17 protein-coding genes and 1 other RNA gene are annotated in these 16,698 nt (G+C 60.2%); 4 read left to right on the top strand and 14 right to left on the bottom strand.

Features of this window, described 5'->3' with window-relative positions:
* Positions 1 to 3: 3 nt before the first annotated feature.
* From mraY to rsmI, 9 genes are all read right to left on the bottom strand, one after another.
* A complete protein-coding gene (gene mraY / locus AWU82_RS03960; RefSeq protein ID WP_015096766.1) occupies positions 4 to 1,086 on the bottom strand; it encodes a phospho-N-acetylmuramoyl-pentapeptide-transferase in 1,083 nt (360 codons plus the stop codon).
* Positions 1,086 to 2,453: a UDP-N-acetylmuramoyl-tripeptide--D-alanyl-D-alanine ligase gene (locus AWU82_RS03965; protein ID WP_064383960.1), complete on the bottom strand. Its 1,368-nt coding sequence runs from the start codon at positions 2,451 to 2,453 to the stop codon at positions 1,086 to 1,088. Before AWU82_RS03965 ends, mraY begins: the two co-directional genes overlap by 1 nt.
* Positions 2,446 to 3,909, bottom strand: coding sequence for a UDP-N-acetylmuramoyl-L-alanyl-D-glutamate--2,6-diaminopimelate ligase (locus AWU82_RS03970; RefSeq protein WP_064383961.1), 1,464 nt, complete (start codon positions 3,907 to 3,909; stop codon positions 2,446 to 2,448). The genes AWU82_RS03965 and AWU82_RS03970 overlap by 8 nt, the downstream gene beginning before the upstream one ends.
* Positions 3,909 to 5,648, bottom strand: a complete 1,740-nt coding sequence (locus AWU82_RS03975) for a peptidoglycan D,D-transpeptidase FtsI family protein (RefSeq protein ID WP_170928985.1) — start codon at positions 5,646 to 5,648, stop codon at positions 3,909 to 3,911. Before AWU82_RS03975 ends, AWU82_RS03970 begins: the two co-directional genes overlap by 1 nt.
* Positions 5,648 to 5,941, bottom strand: a complete 294-nt coding sequence (ftsL, locus tag AWU82_RS03980; RefSeq protein ID WP_007956777.1) for a cell division protein FtsL — start codon at positions 5,939 to 5,941, stop codon at positions 5,648 to 5,650. Before ftsL ends, AWU82_RS03975 begins: the two co-directional genes overlap by 1 nt.
* The gene (gene rsmH, locus AWU82_RS03985) at positions 5,938 to 6,885 is read right to left on the bottom strand and encodes a 16S rRNA (cytosine(1402)-N(4))-methyltransferase RsmH (protein WP_064383963.1); all 948 of its coding nucleotides are present in this window, start codon (positions 6,883 to 6,885) and stop codon (positions 5,938 to 5,940) included. Before rsmH ends, ftsL begins: the two co-directional genes overlap by 4 nt.
* A complete protein-coding gene (gene mraZ / locus AWU82_RS03990) occupies positions 6,882 to 7,337 on the bottom strand; it encodes a division/cell wall cluster transcriptional repressor MraZ (RefSeq protein ID WP_007917012.1) in 456 nt (151 codons plus the stop codon). Before mraZ ends, rsmH begins: the two co-directional genes overlap by 4 nt.
* Before the next feature lie 402 nt (positions 7,338 to 7,739).
* Positions 7,740 to 8,093: RNase P RNA component class A (gene rnpB, locus AWU82_RS03995), an RNA gene on the bottom strand.
* Positions 8,094 to 8,166: 73 nt separating this feature from the next.
* Positions 8,167 to 9,072: a 16S rRNA (cytidine(1402)-2'-O)-methyltransferase gene (rsmI, locus tag AWU82_RS04000; protein ID WP_074690999.1), complete on the bottom strand. Its 906-nt coding sequence runs from the start codon at positions 9,070 to 9,072 to the stop codon at positions 8,167 to 8,169.
* Between the two features lie 177 nt (positions 9,073 to 9,249).
* Between rsmI and AWU82_RS04005 the strand changes: the two genes are divergently transcribed.
* From AWU82_RS04005 to AWU82_RS04020, 4 genes are all read left to right on the top strand, one after another.
* Positions 9,250 to 11,061 carry a penicillin-binding protein activator gene (locus tag AWU82_RS04005; protein ID WP_064383964.1) on the top strand — a complete coding sequence of 604 codons (1,812 nt, stop codon included), beginning with the start codon at positions 9,250 to 9,252 and terminating at the stop codon, positions 11,059 to 11,061.
* Positions 11,061 to 11,423 carry a YraN family protein gene (locus tag AWU82_RS04010; RefSeq protein WP_064383965.1) on the top strand — a complete coding sequence of 121 codons (363 nt, stop codon included), beginning with the start codon at positions 11,061 to 11,063 and terminating at the stop codon, positions 11,421 to 11,423. Before AWU82_RS04005 ends, AWU82_RS04010 begins: the two co-directional genes overlap by 1 nt.
* Before the next feature lie 101 nt (positions 11,424 to 11,524).
* Positions 11,525 to 12,118 (top strand): phosphoheptose isomerase, encoded by a 594-nt coding sequence (locus tag AWU82_RS04015; RefSeq protein WP_064383966.1) that lies wholly within the window; start codon positions 11,525 to 11,527, stop codon positions 12,116 to 12,118.
* A complete protein-coding gene (locus tag AWU82_RS04020; protein ID WP_064383967.1) occupies positions 12,115 to 12,693 on the top strand; it encodes a BON domain-containing protein in 579 nt (192 codons plus the stop codon). Before AWU82_RS04015 ends, AWU82_RS04020 begins: the two co-directional genes overlap by 4 nt.
* A gap of 50 nt (positions 12,694 to 12,743) precedes the next feature.
* Here AWU82_RS04020 and AWU82_RS04025 read toward each other — a convergent pair whose 3' ends face one another.
* The 5 genes from AWU82_RS04025 to petA all read right to left on the bottom strand — a co-directional run bounded on the left by AWU82_RS04025 (position 12,744) and on the right by petA (position 16,526).
* Entirely contained in the window at positions 12,744 to 13,157 is a 414-nt protein-coding gene (locus tag AWU82_RS04025; RefSeq protein WP_064383968.1) for a ClpXP protease specificity-enhancing factor, read from the bottom strand.
* Positions 13,158 to 13,173: 16 nt separating this feature from the next.
* Entirely contained in the window at positions 13,174 to 13,791 is a 618-nt protein-coding gene (locus AWU82_RS04030) for a glutathione S-transferase N-terminal domain-containing protein (protein WP_011335872.1), read from the bottom strand.
* 148 nt (positions 13,792 to 13,939) lie between these two features.
* Positions 13,940 to 14,722 carry a cytochrome c1 gene (locus tag AWU82_RS04035; protein WP_064383969.1) on the bottom strand — a complete coding sequence of 261 codons (783 nt, stop codon included), beginning with the start codon at positions 14,720 to 14,722 and terminating at the stop codon, positions 13,940 to 13,942.
* Positions 14,722 to 15,933, bottom strand: coding sequence for a cytochrome b (locus AWU82_RS04040; protein WP_064383970.1), 1,212 nt, complete (start codon positions 15,931 to 15,933; stop codon positions 14,722 to 14,724). The genes AWU82_RS04035 and AWU82_RS04040 overlap by 1 nt, the downstream gene beginning before the upstream one ends.
* Positions 15,933 to 16,526 (bottom strand): ubiquinol-cytochrome c reductase iron-sulfur subunit, encoded by a 594-nt coding sequence (petA, locus tag AWU82_RS04045; protein WP_007917031.1) that lies wholly within the window; start codon positions 16,524 to 16,526, stop codon positions 15,933 to 15,935. Before petA ends, AWU82_RS04040 begins: the two co-directional genes overlap by 1 nt.
* Positions 16,527 to 16,698 lie beyond the last annotated feature (172 nt).

Genomic DNA, 16,698 nt, shown 5'->3' on the forward strand with positions numbered 1-16,698 from the left:
GTTCTACCTCAGCTTCAGGGTGGCAAGGCCGATCAGCACGAGAATCACGGTGATGATCCAGAAACGGACGATCACGCGCGGCTCGGGCCAGCCCTTGAGTTCAAAGTGGTGGTGAATCGGCGCCATGCGGAACACACGGCGACCGGTCAGCTTAAAGGACGCAACCTGAATGACGACTGACAGGGTTTCCATCACGAACACGCCGCCCATGATGAACAGGACGATTTCCTGACGGACGATCACCGCGATGGTGCCCAGGGCAGCGCCCAGCGCCAGTGCGCCGACGTCACCCATGAAGACTTGCGCCGGGTAGGTGTTGAACCACAGGAAGCCCAGGCCGGCACCGATCAGCGCGCCGCAGAACACGATCAGCTCGCCTGCGCCCGGTACATAAGGGATCAACAGGTATTCAGCGAATTTCACGTTACCCGACAGGTAGCAGAAGATGCCCAGGCCACCGCCGACCATCACTGTCGGCATGATCGCCAGACCGTCGAGGCCGTCGGTGAGGTTGACCGCGTTGCTCGAACCGACGATCACAAAGTAAGTCAGCACGATGAAGCCTGCGCCCAGCGGAATGCTGTAGTCCTTGAGCATTGGCAGGATCAGGGTGGTTTCCACCGGAGTGGCAGCAGTCATATAAAGGAAGATCGCCGCACCGAGGCCGAACACCGACTGCCAGAAATATTTCCAGCGGCTCGGCAGACCACGGGAGTTCTTCTCGATGACCTTGCGGTAGTCGTCGACCCAGCCGATGGCGCCGAACAGCAGGGTCACCAGCAGCACGACCCACACGTAGCGGTTGCTCAGGTCAGCCCACAGCAGGGTGCTGACGCCGATGGACGACAGAATCAGCGCGCCACCCATGGTCGGCGTACCGGATTTGGACAGGTGCGATTGCGGGCCGTCGTTACGAACCGATTGGCCGATCTGACGGTTCTGCAGGGTGCGGATCATCCACGGGCCGTAGCACAGCGACAAGACCAGCGCGGTCAGCACACCGAGGATCCCGCGCAGGGTCAGGTACTGGAAGACCGCGAAGCCTTTGTAGAACTGTTGCAGATACTCCGCTAGCAGCAGCAGCATTAATGTTTCTCCAGACTGGACCCGCACAGGGCCGCAACGATGTTTTCCATCGCTGCGCTGCGCGAACCCTTGATCAAAATGGTGGTGTTTGTGTCCTGCTCGGCGGCGAGGGCCTGGATCAGTTCGGCCTGTGTGCCGAAGTGATGCGCCTCTTTGCCGAATGCGTTCACGGCGTGGACCATGTTCGGCCCGACGGCGTATAGCGCGGAAACCTTGCCCCGGGCGTATTCGCCCACGTCGCGGTGCCCCTGCTCCGCCCAGTCGCCCAACTCGCCGATATCCCCGAGCACCAGAACGGTGCGGCCGGAAAAGCCGGCGAGTATATCAACGGCCGCGCACATCGAGGTGGGGTTCGCGTTGTAAGTGTCATCGATCACGCGCATACCGTTTTTCGCCAGTTGCGCGACGGTGCGACCCTTGACCGGTTGTACCGCGCCAAGCCCGGTGGCGATGCCGAACAGCGACACGCCCAGAGCGTGGGCGGCAGCGGCGGCGGCCAGGGCGTTGGCGACGTTGTGGGTGCCGAGCAGGTTCAGTTGAACCCGTTCCACACCTTCAGGACTGTGCAGGTTGAACGCCGGGCAGCCGCGGGCATCGGTGGCCAGGTCGCTGGCATGGAAGTCCGCCTGAGTATTGCTCAATGCGAAAGTCAGCACTTTGCGACCGGCAGCGCGGGTCTTCCAGATACCAAACGCCTTGTCATCGAGGTTCAGCACCGCGACGCCATCGGCAGCCAGTCCTTCGATGATTTCGCCCTTGGCTTCGACGATTTTCTCCGGCCCGCCGAACTCACCGACGTGGGCGGTTCCGGCGTTGTTGAGGATCGCTACGTGCGGCTTGGTCAGCCCGACGGTGTAGGCGATTTCACCCAGACGCGAAGCACCCAGTTCGATCACTGCCGCGCTGTGTTCCGGGGCGAGTTCGAGCAGGGTCAGCGGTACGCCGAGGTCGTTGTTCAGGTTGCCACGGGTCGCGTGCACCGAGCCGCGCGTGCGCAGGATGCTCGCAAGCATTTCCTTGACCGTGGTCTTGCCGCTGGAGCCGGTAACGGCCGCGACCGGTTTGGTGAACGCGGCACGGTTCAAGGCACCCAGCTGGCCGAGGGCCTGGCGAGTGTCCTTGACCAGCAATTGCGGCAGCGTGCTGTCGGCGACTTCGCGCTCGACCAATGCCGCAACGGCGCCTTTGGCGGCGACTTCATTCAGATAGTCATGACCGTCGAAACGCGGGCCGGTCAGGGCGATAAACAGTTGGCCAGCCTTGATCGCGCGGCTGTCGATGCTCACGCCGTCAAAACTGGCGTCGGCGCTGATCAGACGGGCGTCAAGCGCGTTGGTCAGTTCGCTGAGTTTCAGGGCCTTAAGCATGGGCCACCTCCCACGCGGTCAGGGCGTGATCAGCCTCGACCAGATCGGAAAACGCATGGCGCTCGCCGTTGATTTCCTGATAGTCCTCGTGACCTTTGCCGGCCAGAACGATCACGTCATCCGCCGAAGCACCGGCAATCAGTTGTGCGATGGCCTGGCCGCGACCGGCCACGAACGTCACGTTATCCACAGCCGTGAAGCCGGCGCGGATGTCATCGAAAATTACCGCCGGGTCTTCGGTGCGCGGATTGTCATCGGTCACCAGCACGCGGTCGGCCAGACGCTCGACCACTTCGGCCATCAGCGGACGCTTGCCGCGATCGCGATCACCGCCGCAGCCGAACAGGCACAGCAGTTGACCTTTGACGTGCGGACGCAACGCGGTCAGTACTTTTTCCAGGGCGTCCGGGGTATGCGCGTAATCGACCACAACCAGCGGCTGAGTGCCGCCGCCGAGACGCTGCATGCGTCCGGCCGGGCCTTCGAGTTTCGGCAATACCTTAAGGATTTCGTCAAGCGCGTAGTCGAGACCGAGCAGCGCACCGACGGCGGCCAGCACGTTGCTCAGATTGAAACGACCGAGCAGCGTGCTGCGCAGATGGTGCTCGCCCTGCGGCGTGACCAGCGTGGCTCGCACGCCATGGTCATCGAACTGCGCTTCACGTACATAGAGATAGGCGCTGCTGTCGAGCAGGCTGTAAGTAATCAGTCGCGACTCGCGCTTTTCAGCGGCCAGTTGCCGGCCGAAATCGTCGTCGAGGTTGACCACGCGGCACTTCAAGTCATTCCAGGCGAAGAGCTTGGCCTTCGCCTCGGCGTAGGCCTCCATGGTGCCGTGATAATCCAGGTGATCGCGGGACAGGTTGGTCATCACTGCCACGTCGAACGCCAGCGCAGTAACCCGGCCCTGATCCAGACCGTGAGACGAAACTTCCATGGCCACGGCTTTGGCGCCGGCCTTTTTCAGGTCGCCCAGAGTCGCTTGCATGGCAATCGGATTCGGCGTGGTATGCAGGCCGCTTTGCAGCGCGCCATGAAAACCGGAGCCGAGGGTGCCGACGATGCCGCAATGCTGGCCGAGCAGGTCCAGCGCCTGCGCCACCAGTTGGGTCACGCTGGTCTTGCCGTTGGTGCCGGTCACGCCGATCAGGTTCAGGTGATGACTTGGCTCACCGTAAAAACGCCCGGCGATGTCCGACAGCTGCGCTGCCAGGCCTTTGACCGGAATCAGCGGCACTTCGGTGATCGGCAGCACGGTGGCGCCTTCCACTTCATAGGCCACGGCGGCAGCACCGCGCTGCAAGGCGTCGGCAATGTGCGCACGACCGTCGAACTTGCCGCCCGGCACCGCGAGGAACAGGTCACCCGCGCGTACATTGCGACTGTCGAGCGCCAGTTCACGGATCAACAGATCGTGGCCGGCGTGGGGGAAAATCTTGTTCAGACTCAGAGACATCAGCCGCGCCCTCCATTGGCTTTCAGCGGAACGGCCGGGGTGGCGTTGGCCTGTTGTGTGGTCGGCAGGTTGTCCGGGGTGACGTTCATCAGGCGCAGGGTGCCCGACATCACACGGCTGAACACCGGCGCCGAGACCAGACCACCGAAGTAACCGGCCTTGGTCGGTTCATCGATCACCACGACGATTGCATAACGTGGATCGCTCATCGGGCCGAAACCGGCGAACAGCGAGCGGTAAGAGTTTTCGGCGTAGCCCTTGGTGCCGACCGACGTTTTACGCGCAGTACCGGACTTGCCGCCCACGTGATACGCCGGCACCTGCGCACGGAACACGCCGCGCGGGGCTTCGATCACTTGTTGCAGCATGCCTTGCATGGTTTTCGCGACGGCCTCCGGCAGCACCTGGGTGGTCTGCGGCGCCTTGTCGGTTTTGATCAGGGTCAGCGGTGCGAGGCGACCGTTGTTGGCCAGCGCCGAGAATGCGTGCACCAACTGGATCGCGGTCACGGAAATACCGTAGCCGTATGACAGCGTTGCGGTCTCGGCCTTGCGCCACTCACGGTAGTTCGGCAGGTTGCCGACACGTTCGCCCGGGAAGCCGAGGCCGGTGTCCTGGCCGAGGCCGACTTTCTGTGCGAGGCGGAAAATGGTTTCGCCGCCGATATCGAACGCGACCTTACTCATGCCGACGTTACTGGAATTGATCAGAATGCCGGTCAGGTCGAGTACCGGACCTTCGGTCTTCGATACGTCCTTGATGGTGTACTTGCCGATCTGCAGGGAGCCCGGATACACCTCGACGGTGTCGCTCGGCTTCCAGCGGCCGGTTTCGATCGCGGCGCTCATCGAGATCGCTTTCATGGTCGAACCGGGTTCGAACACGTCGATCATCGCGCGGTTACGCATCATCGCCGGTTGCAGGTTGCGACGGTTGTTCGGGTTATAGGTCGGCTGGTTGACCATGGCGAGGATCTCGCCGGTTTTCACGTCCATGATCACCAGACTGCCGGCTTTCGCGCCGTTCTCGATGATCGCGTTGCGCAGTTCGCGGTTGGCCAGGTATTGCAGACGCAGGTCAATCGACAACGCCAAGGGCTTGCCGGCCTTGGCGTTTTTGGTGACCTGGACATCCTTGATCAGCCGACCGCGCCGATCCTTGATGACTTGCCGCTTGCCGGGCACGCCGGCCAGCCATTCGTCGTAGGCCAGTTCGACACCTTCACGACCGTGGTCATCGATATCGGTGAACCCGACCATGTGCGCTGTCACTTCACCGGCCGGGTAGAACCGGCGGAACTCTTCGATGCCATAGACGCCCGGCACTTTCAGGTCGAGTACGGCCTGGCCCTGCTCGGGGGTCAGCCCGCGCACCAGATAAATGAATTCCTTGTTGGCCTGGGCTTCGAGACGTTCGGCCAGGGCTTTCGGATCCTGCCCCAGCGCGGCGGCCAGTGCCGGCCACTTCTCTTTGGCGGTCTGCATTTCCTTGGCGTTGGCCCACAGGGTGGTCACCGGCGTACTGACGGCCAGCGGCTCGCCATTACGGTCGGTGATCAGGCCACGGTGCGCCGGAATAGGAATATGACGGACGCTGCGCGCATCGCCCTGGCCTTTAAGGAAGTCGCGGTCCACCACTTGCAGGTCGATGATGCGCCAGCAGATCGCGGCCACCATCATACCCAGCAGACCGACCACCAGACGGAAGCGCCACGGGAAGAGTGCCCCTTCGAGTTTCATCATGGCGCCACCATCTTCACGTCAGCCGCGCCGGGGATGTGCATCTTCAGTTGTTCGGTGGCCAGCACTTCAATCCGGCTGTGGGCGGTCCAGGTACTTTGCTCCAGGATCAGGCGCCCCCATTCGGCCTGCGCCTTGTCGCGCACGCTCAGTTCGTTGTACAGGGTGTTGAGCAACTGCCGATTCCAGTGGGCGCTGTAAGACACGCCGATGGCCGACACGAGCACGCCAATGAACAGGAGCAGCATGAAAAAGCTGCCGCCGGGCAATGGCTTGGCGAAAAGCTTGCTCACCGCAACTTCTCCGCGACACGCATGACGGCGCTACGAGAACGTGGGTTGGCTTTGAGTTCGGCGTCGGAGGCCGTCTGCGCTTTGCCATGGACTTTGATTTTCGGTTCGAACGCAACGTGGCGAACCGGCAGATTGCGCGGCAGGTTGTCGGCTTCGCCTTTCACCAGCTTGCGCATGAACAGTTTGACAATACGGTCTTCCAGCGAGTGGAAGCTGATCACGACCAGACGGCCGCCCACTTCCAGGCATTCGAGCGCGGCTTCAAGCCCTGCTTCCAGGTCGCCCAACTCGTTGTTGACATGAATGCGCAGCCCCTGGAAAGCGCGGGTTGCCGGGTTCTTGCCCTTTTCCCACGCCGGGTTGGCGACTTTCAGGACTTCGGCCAGATCGGCGGTGCGCTCGAACGGCGTGACATCACGGCGCTCGACAACGGCACGGGCCATGCGACCGGAGAAACGTTCTTCGCCGTACTCTTTGAAGACACGGGCAATTTCTTCCACCGGCGCGGTGTTGACGAACTCGGCTGCGCTGATGCCACGGGACGGATCCATGCGCATGTCCAGCGGGCCGTCGTTGAGGAAACTGAAGCCGCGCTCGGCGTCATCGAGCTGCGGCGAAGACACGCCCAGATCCAGCAGAATGCCGCTGACCTTGCCTGTCAGCCCCTGTTCGGCAACCACCGAACCGAGCTCGGCAAAGCTGCGCTGCACAACGACAAAGCGGCCGTCTTCGGCCGCTAGCGTTTGCCCGGTGGCAATCGCTTGAGGATCCTTGTCGAATCCGATGAGCCGACCGTCCGGCCCGAGCTTGCTCAGGATCAACCGGCTATGCCCGCCGCGTCCGAACGTGCCGTCCAGATAGCAGCCATCAGGGCGTACGGCGAGAGCCTCGACGGCTTCGTCAAGCAGTACGGTGATGTGGTTAAAGCCGCTATCAATAGTCACAGGATCAGATCACGCAGTTCGTCAGGCATGGCGCCCGGTTGTTGTATGGCAGCCAGGTCAGCGGCAGAAACCGCGTTCCAGGCATCTTCGTCCCACAGCTGGAACTTGTTCAGTTGGCCCACCAGCATCGCGCGCTTGTCGAGCTTCGCGTATTCGCGCAGACGTGGCGGCACCAGGAAACGCCCACTGCCGTCGAGCTCGAGGTCAACGGCATTACCAATCAATAAGCGTTGCAGACGACGGTTCTCTTCGCGAAGCGAAGGGAGCGCGCGCAACTTGGTTTCAATAATTTCCCACTCATCGAGCGGGTAGACACACAAACACGGATCAACGGCATCAATGGTCACGATCAACTGGCCGGAACTGCGCGAATCGAGCTCGTCACGGTACCGGCTCGGCATGGCGAGACGGCCCTTTGCGTCGAGACTGATAGCGTTAGCTCCGCGAAACACGTCTGCGTTTCTCCAATTTTTATCGTTTTGAGCTCAAAAAACCCACTTCATGCCACTTTCCGCCACTTGCGCACACTATAGGAATGCGCCCACCACACCGTCAAGGCGCGGATTAAAGGAAAACCCTTACAGAACGGAGATTTAGGAGCATAAAAGGAGGAGCAACGAGAATCTGGCGGATGCTTTTATCCAATAACTTGAAGCAGCACTGAAAGCTGCGCTCGAAAGTTAAAGTGATTTGTTAAGAGTAAGATTTTTTCGGTATTACAAAAGCGCTTCTGCTGTTGATTGAAGCGAGGTGGGAAATGGCTATTACTGCGTTTGCCGCTGCCGGTTTCCAGCGCAGGCCTGCTGATAATAAACAGCCCTGTCGCCTTTAATTCAAGCAGGGAAAAGAAAAAGGTGGAGAGTCGATCTGTAAGCCGGGTTCTGTCTTGAACAGTCATTCGTCTACGATGGCCATCACTGGACATCTTTAGCAACCTACCCGGTCCCAGCGCGGGCCACGCCTTGGGACCCTATTTGGTCTTGCTCCAAGTGGGGTTTACCTAGCCACGAACTGTTGCCAGACGTGCGGTGCGCTCTTACCGCACCTTTTCACCCTTACCGGCGCCGAAGCGCTTAGGCGGTTATTTTCTGTGGCACTTTCCGTAGGCTCACGCCTCCCAGGCATTACCTGGCACTTCGCCCTATGGAGCCCGGACTTTCCTCCCCCCCCTAATTTTCATAGAGGGCAGCGACTGTCCGATCGACTCTCCGCCGCGCAGGTTAACGGCAGAGCGGCCGAAGAACAAGCGCTAATAGCCCGCAAACCGGTCTGCGCGACGGGTTACGCGTCTTTTTGCTGATCCAGCGCCACCTGATACAGCACGTTTTTGCGCTCACCGGTGATTTGCGCTGCCAAGGCCGCCGCGCGCTTGAGCGGCATCTCTTCCAGCAACAGATTGAGGATACGCATCGCCTCACTGCTGACGGCGTCTTCGGACTCCGGCGCGGTCCAGCCCGCCACCACCACAACACATTCGCCGCGTTGCTGGTTGCTGTCCGCCTCGACGAATGCCCGTAACTCGCTCAGCGGCAATCCCTTGAGTGTTTCAAAGGTCTTGGTGATTTCACGAGCGAGCAATGCAGGACGATCAGCGCCGAACACCGCCTCCATATCCTGCAGGCATTCAAGAATGCGATGCGGTGCCTCGTAGAAAATCAGCGTGCGCGGCTCTTCCTTGATGGCTTCAAGGCGCGCCTTGCGCCCCACCGCCTTCGCCGGCAGAAAACCTTCAAAGATGAAACGATCAGACGGCAGACCAGCAGCCGACAGCGCCGCGATCAACGCGCAGGCACCTGGCACCGGCACCACATTGATCCCGGCGGCACGCGCCTGACGCACCAAGTGATAACCCGGATCGGAAATCAGCGGCGTACCGGCATCGGAAATCAGTGCAACGTTATCACCCGCCAGCAGACGAGTTATGAAGCGACTGCCTTCATCTCGCTCGTTGTGTTCATGACAGGCCGCCAGCGGTGTGGAGATGCCGAAGTGCTGCATCAGGCGCTGCGAGTGGCGCGTATCTTCGGCGGCGATCAGCGCCACCTCGCGCAGGATCTTCAACGCCCGCGCGCTGATGTCATCCAGGTTGCCGATGGGCGTCGCCACCACATAAAGCGAGCCCGCAGCGGAATTCAAAGGACCTGGAGCAGTCAAAGCGCACACCTCATGATCGGTAAAAGCCGCCATTGTAGCGCGTAGTACGTCGAACGATGCGCTCGGGTCGGACACGGTTTGTCGCACCATTGTGAGGCTGCGCACTCTTTGTATCAGCTAAATTGACGGTTTCACGCCAGTAACATCGCGCCCCGGCCAGTGCTTGGGTACAATTCGACGCTAATTTGATCGAGTATCAGGAACACTTACATGATCGCTTGCCTGCGGCTGTTCACTGCCCTCTGCCTCGCTGCCTTGCTGGCGGCTTGCGCCAGCTCCCCTTCCTCCAGCCTTGGCGAACTTCCACGGACCCCGGATGCCACCATCGAGCAATTGCTCGAACAGGCTGCCCAGGCCAAATCGCCGGACAAGGCTGCGCTGTTGCGCCTGAGTGCGGCAGACATGGCGTACCGCCAGGGCAATGCCGGACAGTCCGCGCAAATCCTGCAGCAAGTGCCGATGGAACAACTCCAGCCGGGCCAGCAGGCATTCGCCAGCACGCTGTCTGCTGAACTGGCCATGACCCGCAATCAGCCGAAAGCCGCGCTGACTGCCTTGAGCCATCCAAGCCTGCAACGCCTGAGCGAACTGTCCGTACCGCTGCAAGTTCGCGCCGGCACGGTTCACGCCCGCGCCCTTGAAGCCGACGGCCAGACCCTGGCCGCAGCCCGCGAGCGCATCTTCATCGCGCCGATGCTGGAAGGTGAAGCTGCCAGCAAGAACCACGAAGCGATCTGGACCCTGATTGCGTCGCTGCCGGCCGATCAACTGCAAGCGAACACCACCGATGACCTCGGCGGCTGGATGAGCCTGGCCCTGGCGGTGAAAACCGCCGGCACCCTGGAACAGCAGCAAGCCGCCATCGACAACTGGCGCAACCAGCATCCAAAGCACCCAGCCGCGATCAACCTGCCGCTGCCCCTGACCAAACTCAAGGAACTGGCCAGCCAGCCCCTGAGCAAGATCGCCCTGCTGTTGCCACAGGACGGCCAGCTGGCCTCGGTCGGCAAGGCCCTGCGTGACGGCTTCATGGCCGCACACTATCAGGCTCAGCAAGCCGGCCAGAAACCACCGGCCATCGAGTTCTACGACAGCTCGAAACTGACCAATCTCGACGAGTTCTATCGCAAGGCCCAGGCCGATGGCGTGCAACTGGTCGTCGGCCCGCTGGAGAAGCCGCTGGTCAAACAGTTGAGCACTCGCCCGCAACTGCCGATCACCACCCTCGCTCTGAACTACAGTGAAGGCGATCAAGGCCCGGCGCAGTTGTTCCAGTTCGGTCTGGCGGCTGAAGACGAAGCCCGCGAAGTCTCCCGCCGCGCCCGCGCCGACGGCCTGCACCGCGCCGCCATCATGGTGCCGAAAGGCGAATGGGGCGACCGCGTCCTGCGCGCCTTCAGCCAGGACTGGCAAGCGAATGGCGGCAGCATCGTCGCCACCGAACGCGTTGACCAGCCAGTACAATTGGCCCAGCAAATCGCCGACATGTTCCAACTGCGTCAGAGCGAAGCCCGTGCCAAGAGTCTGCAGAACGCCGTCGGCACCAACGTTGCCGCTCAGCCTTCGCGTCGCCAGGACATCGAATTCATCTTCCTCGCCGCGACACCGCAACAGGCGCAGCAGATCAAGCCGACCCTGAACTTCCAGTACGCCGGTGACGTGCCGGTTTACGCGACCTCCCATGTATTCAGCGCCAGTGGTGACGTCAATCAGTACAACGACATGAACGGCGTGCGCTTCTGCGAAACCCCGTGGCTGCTGGAAACCAGTGATCCGCTGCGTCAGCAGGTCACCGCGCAATGGCCCCAAGCCGGCGGCAGCCTGGGTCGCCTGTACGCAATGGGTGTCGATGCCTACCGCCTGGCACCACGCCTGGACCAGCTCAAGGCACTGCCGGACAGCCGCATCGAAGGTCAGTCGGGCAGCCTGGGCATGACCCAGTCCCAGCGCGTGGTGCGTCAATTGCCATGGGCGCAGTTCGTCAGCGGTCAGATCCAGCGCCTGCCGGACACTCCTCGCTGATGCCCGACAGGTCACACCTGCAAAGCGGCAAGAATGCCGAGCGCCAGGCGCTCGAGCATCTGCAACACCAGGGTCTGCGCCTGCTGGCGCAGAACTGGTTATGCAAACGCGGTGAGCTTGATCTGGTCATGCTTGATGGCGATACAGTAGTATTCGTCGAAGTCCGCTACCGAAAGAACACTCAATGGGGTGGCGCACTCGACAGCATCGATGGGCGCAAACGGCAGAAACTGATTTTCGCCGCACAGTATTTTCTTCAGCGTGAATCACGTTGGGCCAATTCCCCCTGTCGCTTCGACGTGGTGGCTATCGACAGCCACCAGGGTCAGTTGAACTGGTTGCAGAATGCGTTCGACAGCTGACGCCTGCTCCACCCCGGACACTTTCACTCAACACTTTTGCTCTTTGCTTTGCGGGCTGCACATTCATGTGCCGGACAGCCGCGCTAATTAAGGTCACACAGATGGACATGCAATCCCGAATTCGCCAGCTTTTCCAGGCCAGCATCGACACCAAGCAACAGGCGATGGACGTACTTGCACCGCACATCGAGCAAGCCAGCCAGGTGATGGTCAACGCCCTGCTCAACGAGGGCAAAATGCTCTCGTGCGGTAACGGCGGCTCGGCCGGCGATGCCCAGCACTTCTCCTCGGAACTGCTCAACCGTTTCGAGCGCGAGCGCCCGAGCCTGCCTGCGATAGCGCTGACCACCGATAGCTCGACGATCACCTCGATCGCCAACGACTACAGCTATAACGAAGTGTTCTCCAAGCAGATTCGCGCACTCGGTCAGCCGGGTGACGTGTTGCTGGCCATTTCGACCAGCGGCAACTCGGCGAACATTATTCAGGCGATCCAGGCCGCACATGATCGCGAAATGATTGTCGTAGCATTGACCGGACGCGATGGCGGAGGCATGGCTTCACTGCTGCTGCCCGAAGATGTCGAGATTCGCGTACCGGCCAACGTCACCGCACGTATTCAGGAAGTCCACTTGCTGACGATCCATTGCCTTTGCGATCTGATCGACAGCCAACTGTTCGGGAGTGAAGAATGACCCCTCATCGCCTTGGCCTTCTGGCCTTGACCCTGTGCCTCGGCATCAGCGGCTGCACCTCCGTGGTGAATGCCAGCCGTGAAGCGCCGATCGAAGACGACCGCGGCACCCGCACTTTCGGCAGCAAGATCGATGACTCGCTGATCGAAACCAAAGTTGGCGTTAACGTGGCCAAGGCCGATCCGGCCCTGGACAACGACTCGCACATCGTCGTCACCAGCTTCAATGGCGTGGTGCTGCTGGCCGGCCAGACCCCGCGCGCAGACCTCAAGGAGAAGGCCGAACAGGCCGCCTCCAATGTTCAACGCGTGAAGAAGGTTCACAACGAACTGCAAGTGTTGCAGCCCTCCTCCCTGCTGGCCCGCCAGAACGATGCCTGGCTGACCACCAAGATCAAGACCCAGATGCTCACCGATGCCAGCATTCCCGGCTCGCGCATCAAGGTCGTGACCGAGAACGGCATCGTTTACCTGCTGGGCCTGCTGACCAAACAGGAAGCGGCCCAGGCGACCAACCTGGTTCAAGGCGTTTCCGGTGTGCAGAAAATTGTGAAACTGTTCGAGTACATCGACTGACCGCAAAATGCAGGCACAAAAAAGGCGATCCAACCGGATCGCCTTTTTTATTACTTCACCACTTTCAGGCTTGGCCGACCGCTTGGGCGCGGTGGCTCACTGTCCGGTGGCGGAACGTCGTCGTCCTGCTCGAGCTCGTCCTCGTCATCCATCGGCGACTCGAGATCGAACACCATTCCCTGACCGTTTTCCCGGGCGTAGATGCCCAGGATTGCAGCAATCGGCACGTACAGACTGTGCGGGACGCCACCGAAGCGCCCTTCGAAGGTCACCACGTCGTTGTCCATGTGCAAGTGCCGCACGGCACTTGGCGAAATGTTCAGGACGATCTGCCCGTCACTGGCAAATCCCTGTGGCACCTGCACTGCCGGGTACTCGGAATTGACCAGCATGTGCGGGGTGCAATCGTTATCCACAATCCACTCGTAGAGCGCGCGGACCAGATAAGGTCGACTGGAGTTCATAGCGGCTCCTTAAGCCTTAGCGCATGTCGCGTTCGACACCAGACAGACTCGCCTGGAATGCCTCACGCGCAAACTGGCGCTCCATATAATCAAGCAGCGGCTTGGCGGGCCGCGGCAGTTCTATACCCAGAATCGGCAAACGCCAGAGTATTGGCAATAGGCAGCAATCCACCAGACTTTGTTCCTCACTGAGGAAAAACGGCTTATCGGCAAACAGCGGCGACACGCCTGTCAGGCTTTCACGCAATTCCTTGCGCGCCACCGCACGCGCCGCTTCCTTGGTGCGCGAATCCAGAATCAGATCCACCAGACCACACCAGTCACGCTGAATGCGATGAATCAGCAGACGGCTGTTGGCACGCGCCACCGGGTACACAGGCATCAATGGCGGATGCGGGTAACGCTCATCCAGGTACTCCATCACCACGGTCGACTCCCACAACGCCAGGTCACGATCGACCAGCGTCGGCAGACTGCCGTAAGGGTTCACCTCAATCAGTTTAGGCGGCTGACGACCAGCCTCCACAAAAATGATTTCGGCGCTGACACCCTTCTCTGCAAGCACGATGCGCACTCGGTGGGAATAGTGGTCGGCGGGGTCGGAGTAACAGGCCAACCGATTGGTCACGCCCATGGCGATCCTCCTCGCTTGTTGAAATAGTCGGAGCCGGAAAAACGCGCGCGCCCAGAGGGCGCCTCCCGCAACCGCTGGCGAACCAGACGTTGCGTTTTCAGAGGCGCCCTTGGGCGCGCGCGATTAACAGCAATTGCTTGAAGCGTTATCAGTGCACGTCTTTCCAGTATTCACGCTTGAGCAGGTAGGCGAACACAAAGAAGAACGCCAGGTACAGCAAGACGTAAGTACCGATGCGCTGATGTTGCAGCTTAACCGGGTTAGCCGAGTAAGCCAGGAAGGTTACCAGATTCTTGACCTTCTCATCGAATTGCTCTTCGTTGAGGGTTCCGGTTTTCGGCACGATGGTCAGCTGATCGCACGCTTCATGAGTCAGAGGCGTACCGGTCAGCGGGTCATATTGCTTCTTGCCGTCCTCGACGATCTGTACCTGCTTGCAACCCACGACCTGACGACCTTGCAGGCCGACCAGCACGTTAGGCATGCCGACGTTCGGGAAGACCTTGTTGTTCACACCCCATGGGCGCGCAGGATCCTCGTAGAACGATCTGAGGTAACCGTAGAGCCAGTCGGTGCCGCGAACACGAGCCACCAGCGTCAGGTCCGGCGGCGCCGCACCAAACCAGGTCTTGGCGTCGGCCGGTTGCATGCCGATGTTCATGTGATCGCCGATCTTGGCACCAGTGAACACCAGCTTCTCCAGCATCATTTCGTGCGGAACGCCGAGGTCATCGGCAACACGCTCGTAACGCTGGAACTTGGCACTGTGACACCCCATGCAATAGTTGGCGAAAGTACGCGCACCATCCTGCAGGGCAGCCTTGTCGGAAACGTCGATGTCGACCTTTTCCAGTTCCGGACCACCGTGTTCAGCGGCGAAAGACAGCACTGGCAGAGCAGCAAAAATTAGAGCAAAAAATAACTTTTTCATCAGCCAGTCACCCTTTCCGGAACCGGTTTGGTCTTCTCGAGCCTGGTATAGAACGGCATCAGAATGAAGTAGGCGAAGTACAGGAAGGTGCAGACCTGCGACAGCAGCGTACGGCCTGGCGTCGGGGCCAGAACGCCCAGAATGCCGAGGATCACGAACGAAATGCAGAACACCACCAGCCAGATCTTGCTCAGCCAGCCTTTATAGCGCATCGATTTGACCGGGCTGCGATCAAGCCACGGCAGGACGAACAGCACCGCAATGGCCGCCCCCATGGCGATAACGCCCATGAGTTTGTCAGGGACCGCACGCAGGATTGCGTAGAACGGAGTGAAGTACCAGACCGGTGCAATGTGCTCTGGAGTCTTGAACGGGTTGGCCTGCTCGAAGTTAGGTTTTTCGAGGAAGTAACCGCCCATTTCCGGGAAGAAGAACACAATGAAGCAGAAGATGAACAGGAACACCACGACGCCGACGATATCTTTCACGGTGTAGTACGGGTGGAACGCAATGCCGTCCAGCGGGATACCGTTTTCGTCTTTGTGCTTCTTGATGTCCACGCCGTCCGGGTTGTTCGAACCGACTTCGTGCAGCGCCAGGATGTGCAGCACCACCAGACCGAGAATCACGATCGGCAACGCAACCACGTGCAGGGCGAAGAAGCGGTTCAGGGTGATCCCGGAAATCAGGTAGTCACCGCGGATCCACTGGGTCAGGTCGTTGCCGATGACCGGGATCGCGCCGAACAGCGAGATGATCACCTGGGCGCCCCAGTAGGACATCTGGCCCCATGGCAGCAGGTATCCCATGAAGGCTTCAGCCATCAGCGCCAGGTAGATCAGCATGCCGAAGACCCACACCAGCTCACGCGGTTTCTGGTACGAACCGTAGAGCAGGCCACGGAACATGTGCAGATAGACCACGATGAAGAACGCCGAAGCGCCGGTGGAGTGCAGCAGGCGCAGGATCGAACCGTACTCGACGTCGCGCATGATGTATTCGACGGAGGCGAACGCCTCTTCCGCCGACGGGGTGTAGCTCATGGTGAGCCAGACACCGGTAACGATCTGGTTGACCAGAACGAGCAGCGCCAGCGAACCGAAGAAGTAAAAGAAGTTGAAGTTTTTTGGCGCGTAATACTTGCTGAGATGGTCTTCCCACATCTTGGTGGCGGGGAAGCGTGCATCAACCCAATCCATGAACTTGCTCATCACGCTTTCTCCGTATCGACGCCAATGACAATCAGGTCATCGGTCTCATAGGAATGCGGGGGTACTGGCAGGTTCAAAGGCGCAGGTTGCGACTTGTAGACGCGGCCAGCCAGATCGTAGTGGGAACCGTGGCAAGGGCAGAAGTAACCGCCTACCCAGTCTTTGCCCAGATCCGCGGGTGCCACTTCAGGACGGAAGGTCGGTGAGCAACCCAGGTGAGTGCAGATCCCGATCAGCAGCAGGATTTCCGGCTTGATCGAACGCACTTCAGGGTCGACATAAGTGGGTTGCGTGGAGTTTTTGGAGGTCGGATCGGAGAGCTGGCCCTCGATCTTCTTGAGATTCCCCAGGATTTCCTCGGTACGGCGGACAATGAACACCGGCTGGCCGCGCCATTCAGCAATCATCTGCTGCCCTGGCTCGATTTTGCTGACATTCACTTTCACCGGTGCTCCGGCAGCCTTCGCCTTGGCACTGGGAAACCATGACCCCACGAACGGGACCGCAGCCCCCACCGCTCCTGCAGCACCCACCACGGATGTGGCTGCTACCAAGAAGCGACGCCGGCCTGCATTCACGCCGTCATTGCTCATTCAGTCCTCTCCCATCAGCTTTGTGGCCTGTTAAATCAGGCGTCTACTAAATTGAAACTATGTACTTATAAAAATTTTGCCGAATGGTAATGAAAACCCCCAATTCTGACAAGGTAATTACCCGGAGGGCTGGCCCTCAAGCCTTGTAGTATAGGGGGTCTACGAATGTGGC

The organism is Pseudomonas glycinae, assembly GCF_001594225.2.
Classification (GTDB): domain Bacteria; phylum Pseudomonadota; class Gammaproteobacteria; order Pseudomonadales; family Pseudomonadaceae; genus Aquipseudomonas; species Aquipseudomonas glycinae.

What these genes read in the sequence shown, in the direction of transcription:
- mraY (WP_015096766.1), bottom strand. Translation starts at nt 1,086, where the DNA reads ATGCTGCTGCTGCTAGCGGAGTATCTGCAACAGTTCTACAAAGGCTTC.
- AWU82_RS03965 (WP_064383960.1), bottom strand. Translation starts at nt 2,453, where the DNA reads ATGCTTAAGGCCCTGAAACTCAGCGAACTGACCAACGCGCTTGACGCC.
- AWU82_RS03970 (WP_064383961.1), bottom strand. Translation starts at nt 3,909, where the DNA reads ATGTCTCTGAGTCTGAACAAGATTTTCCCCCACGCCGGCCACGATCTG.
- AWU82_RS03975 (WP_170928985.1), bottom strand. Translation starts at nt 5,648, where the DNA reads ATGAAACTCGAAGGGGCACTCTTCCCGTGGCGCTTCCGTCTGGTGGTC.
- rsmI (WP_074690999.1), bottom strand. Translation starts at nt 9,072, where the DNA reads ATGGCGGCTTTTACCGATCATGAGGTGTGCGCTTTGACTGCTCCAGGT.
- AWU82_RS04005 (WP_064383964.1), top strand. Translation starts at nt 9,250, where the DNA reads ATGATCGCTTGCCTGCGGCTGTTCACTGCCCTCTGCCTCGCTGCCTTG.
- AWU82_RS04010 (WP_064383965.1), top strand. Translation starts at nt 11,061, where the DNA reads ATGCCCGACAGGTCACACCTGCAAAGCGGCAAGAATGCCGAGCGCCAG.
- AWU82_RS04015 (WP_064383966.1), top strand. Translation starts at nt 11,525, where the DNA reads ATGGACATGCAATCCCGAATTCGCCAGCTTTTCCAGGCCAGCATCGAC.
- AWU82_RS04020 (WP_064383967.1), top strand. Translation starts at nt 12,115, where the DNA reads ATGACCCCTCATCGCCTTGGCCTTCTGGCCTTGACCCTGTGCCTCGGC.
- AWU82_RS04025 (WP_064383968.1), bottom strand. Translation starts at nt 13,157, where the DNA reads ATGAACTCCAGTCGACCTTATCTGGTCCGCGCGCTCTACGAGTGGATT.
- AWU82_RS04030 (WP_011335872.1), bottom strand. Translation starts at nt 13,791, where the DNA reads ATGGGCGTGACCAATCGGTTGGCCTGTTACTCCGACCCCGCCGACCAC.
- AWU82_RS04035 (WP_064383969.1), bottom strand. Translation starts at nt 14,722, where the DNA reads ATGAAAAAGTTATTTTTTGCTCTAATTTTTGCTGCTCTGCCAGTGCTG.
- AWU82_RS04040 (WP_064383970.1), bottom strand. Translation starts at nt 15,933, where the DNA reads ATGAGCAAGTTCATGGATTGGGTTGATGCACGCTTCCCCGCCACCAAG.
- petA (WP_007917031.1), bottom strand. Translation starts at nt 16,526, where the DNA reads ATGAGCAATGACGGCGTGAATGCAGGCCGGCGTCGCTTCTTGGTAGCA.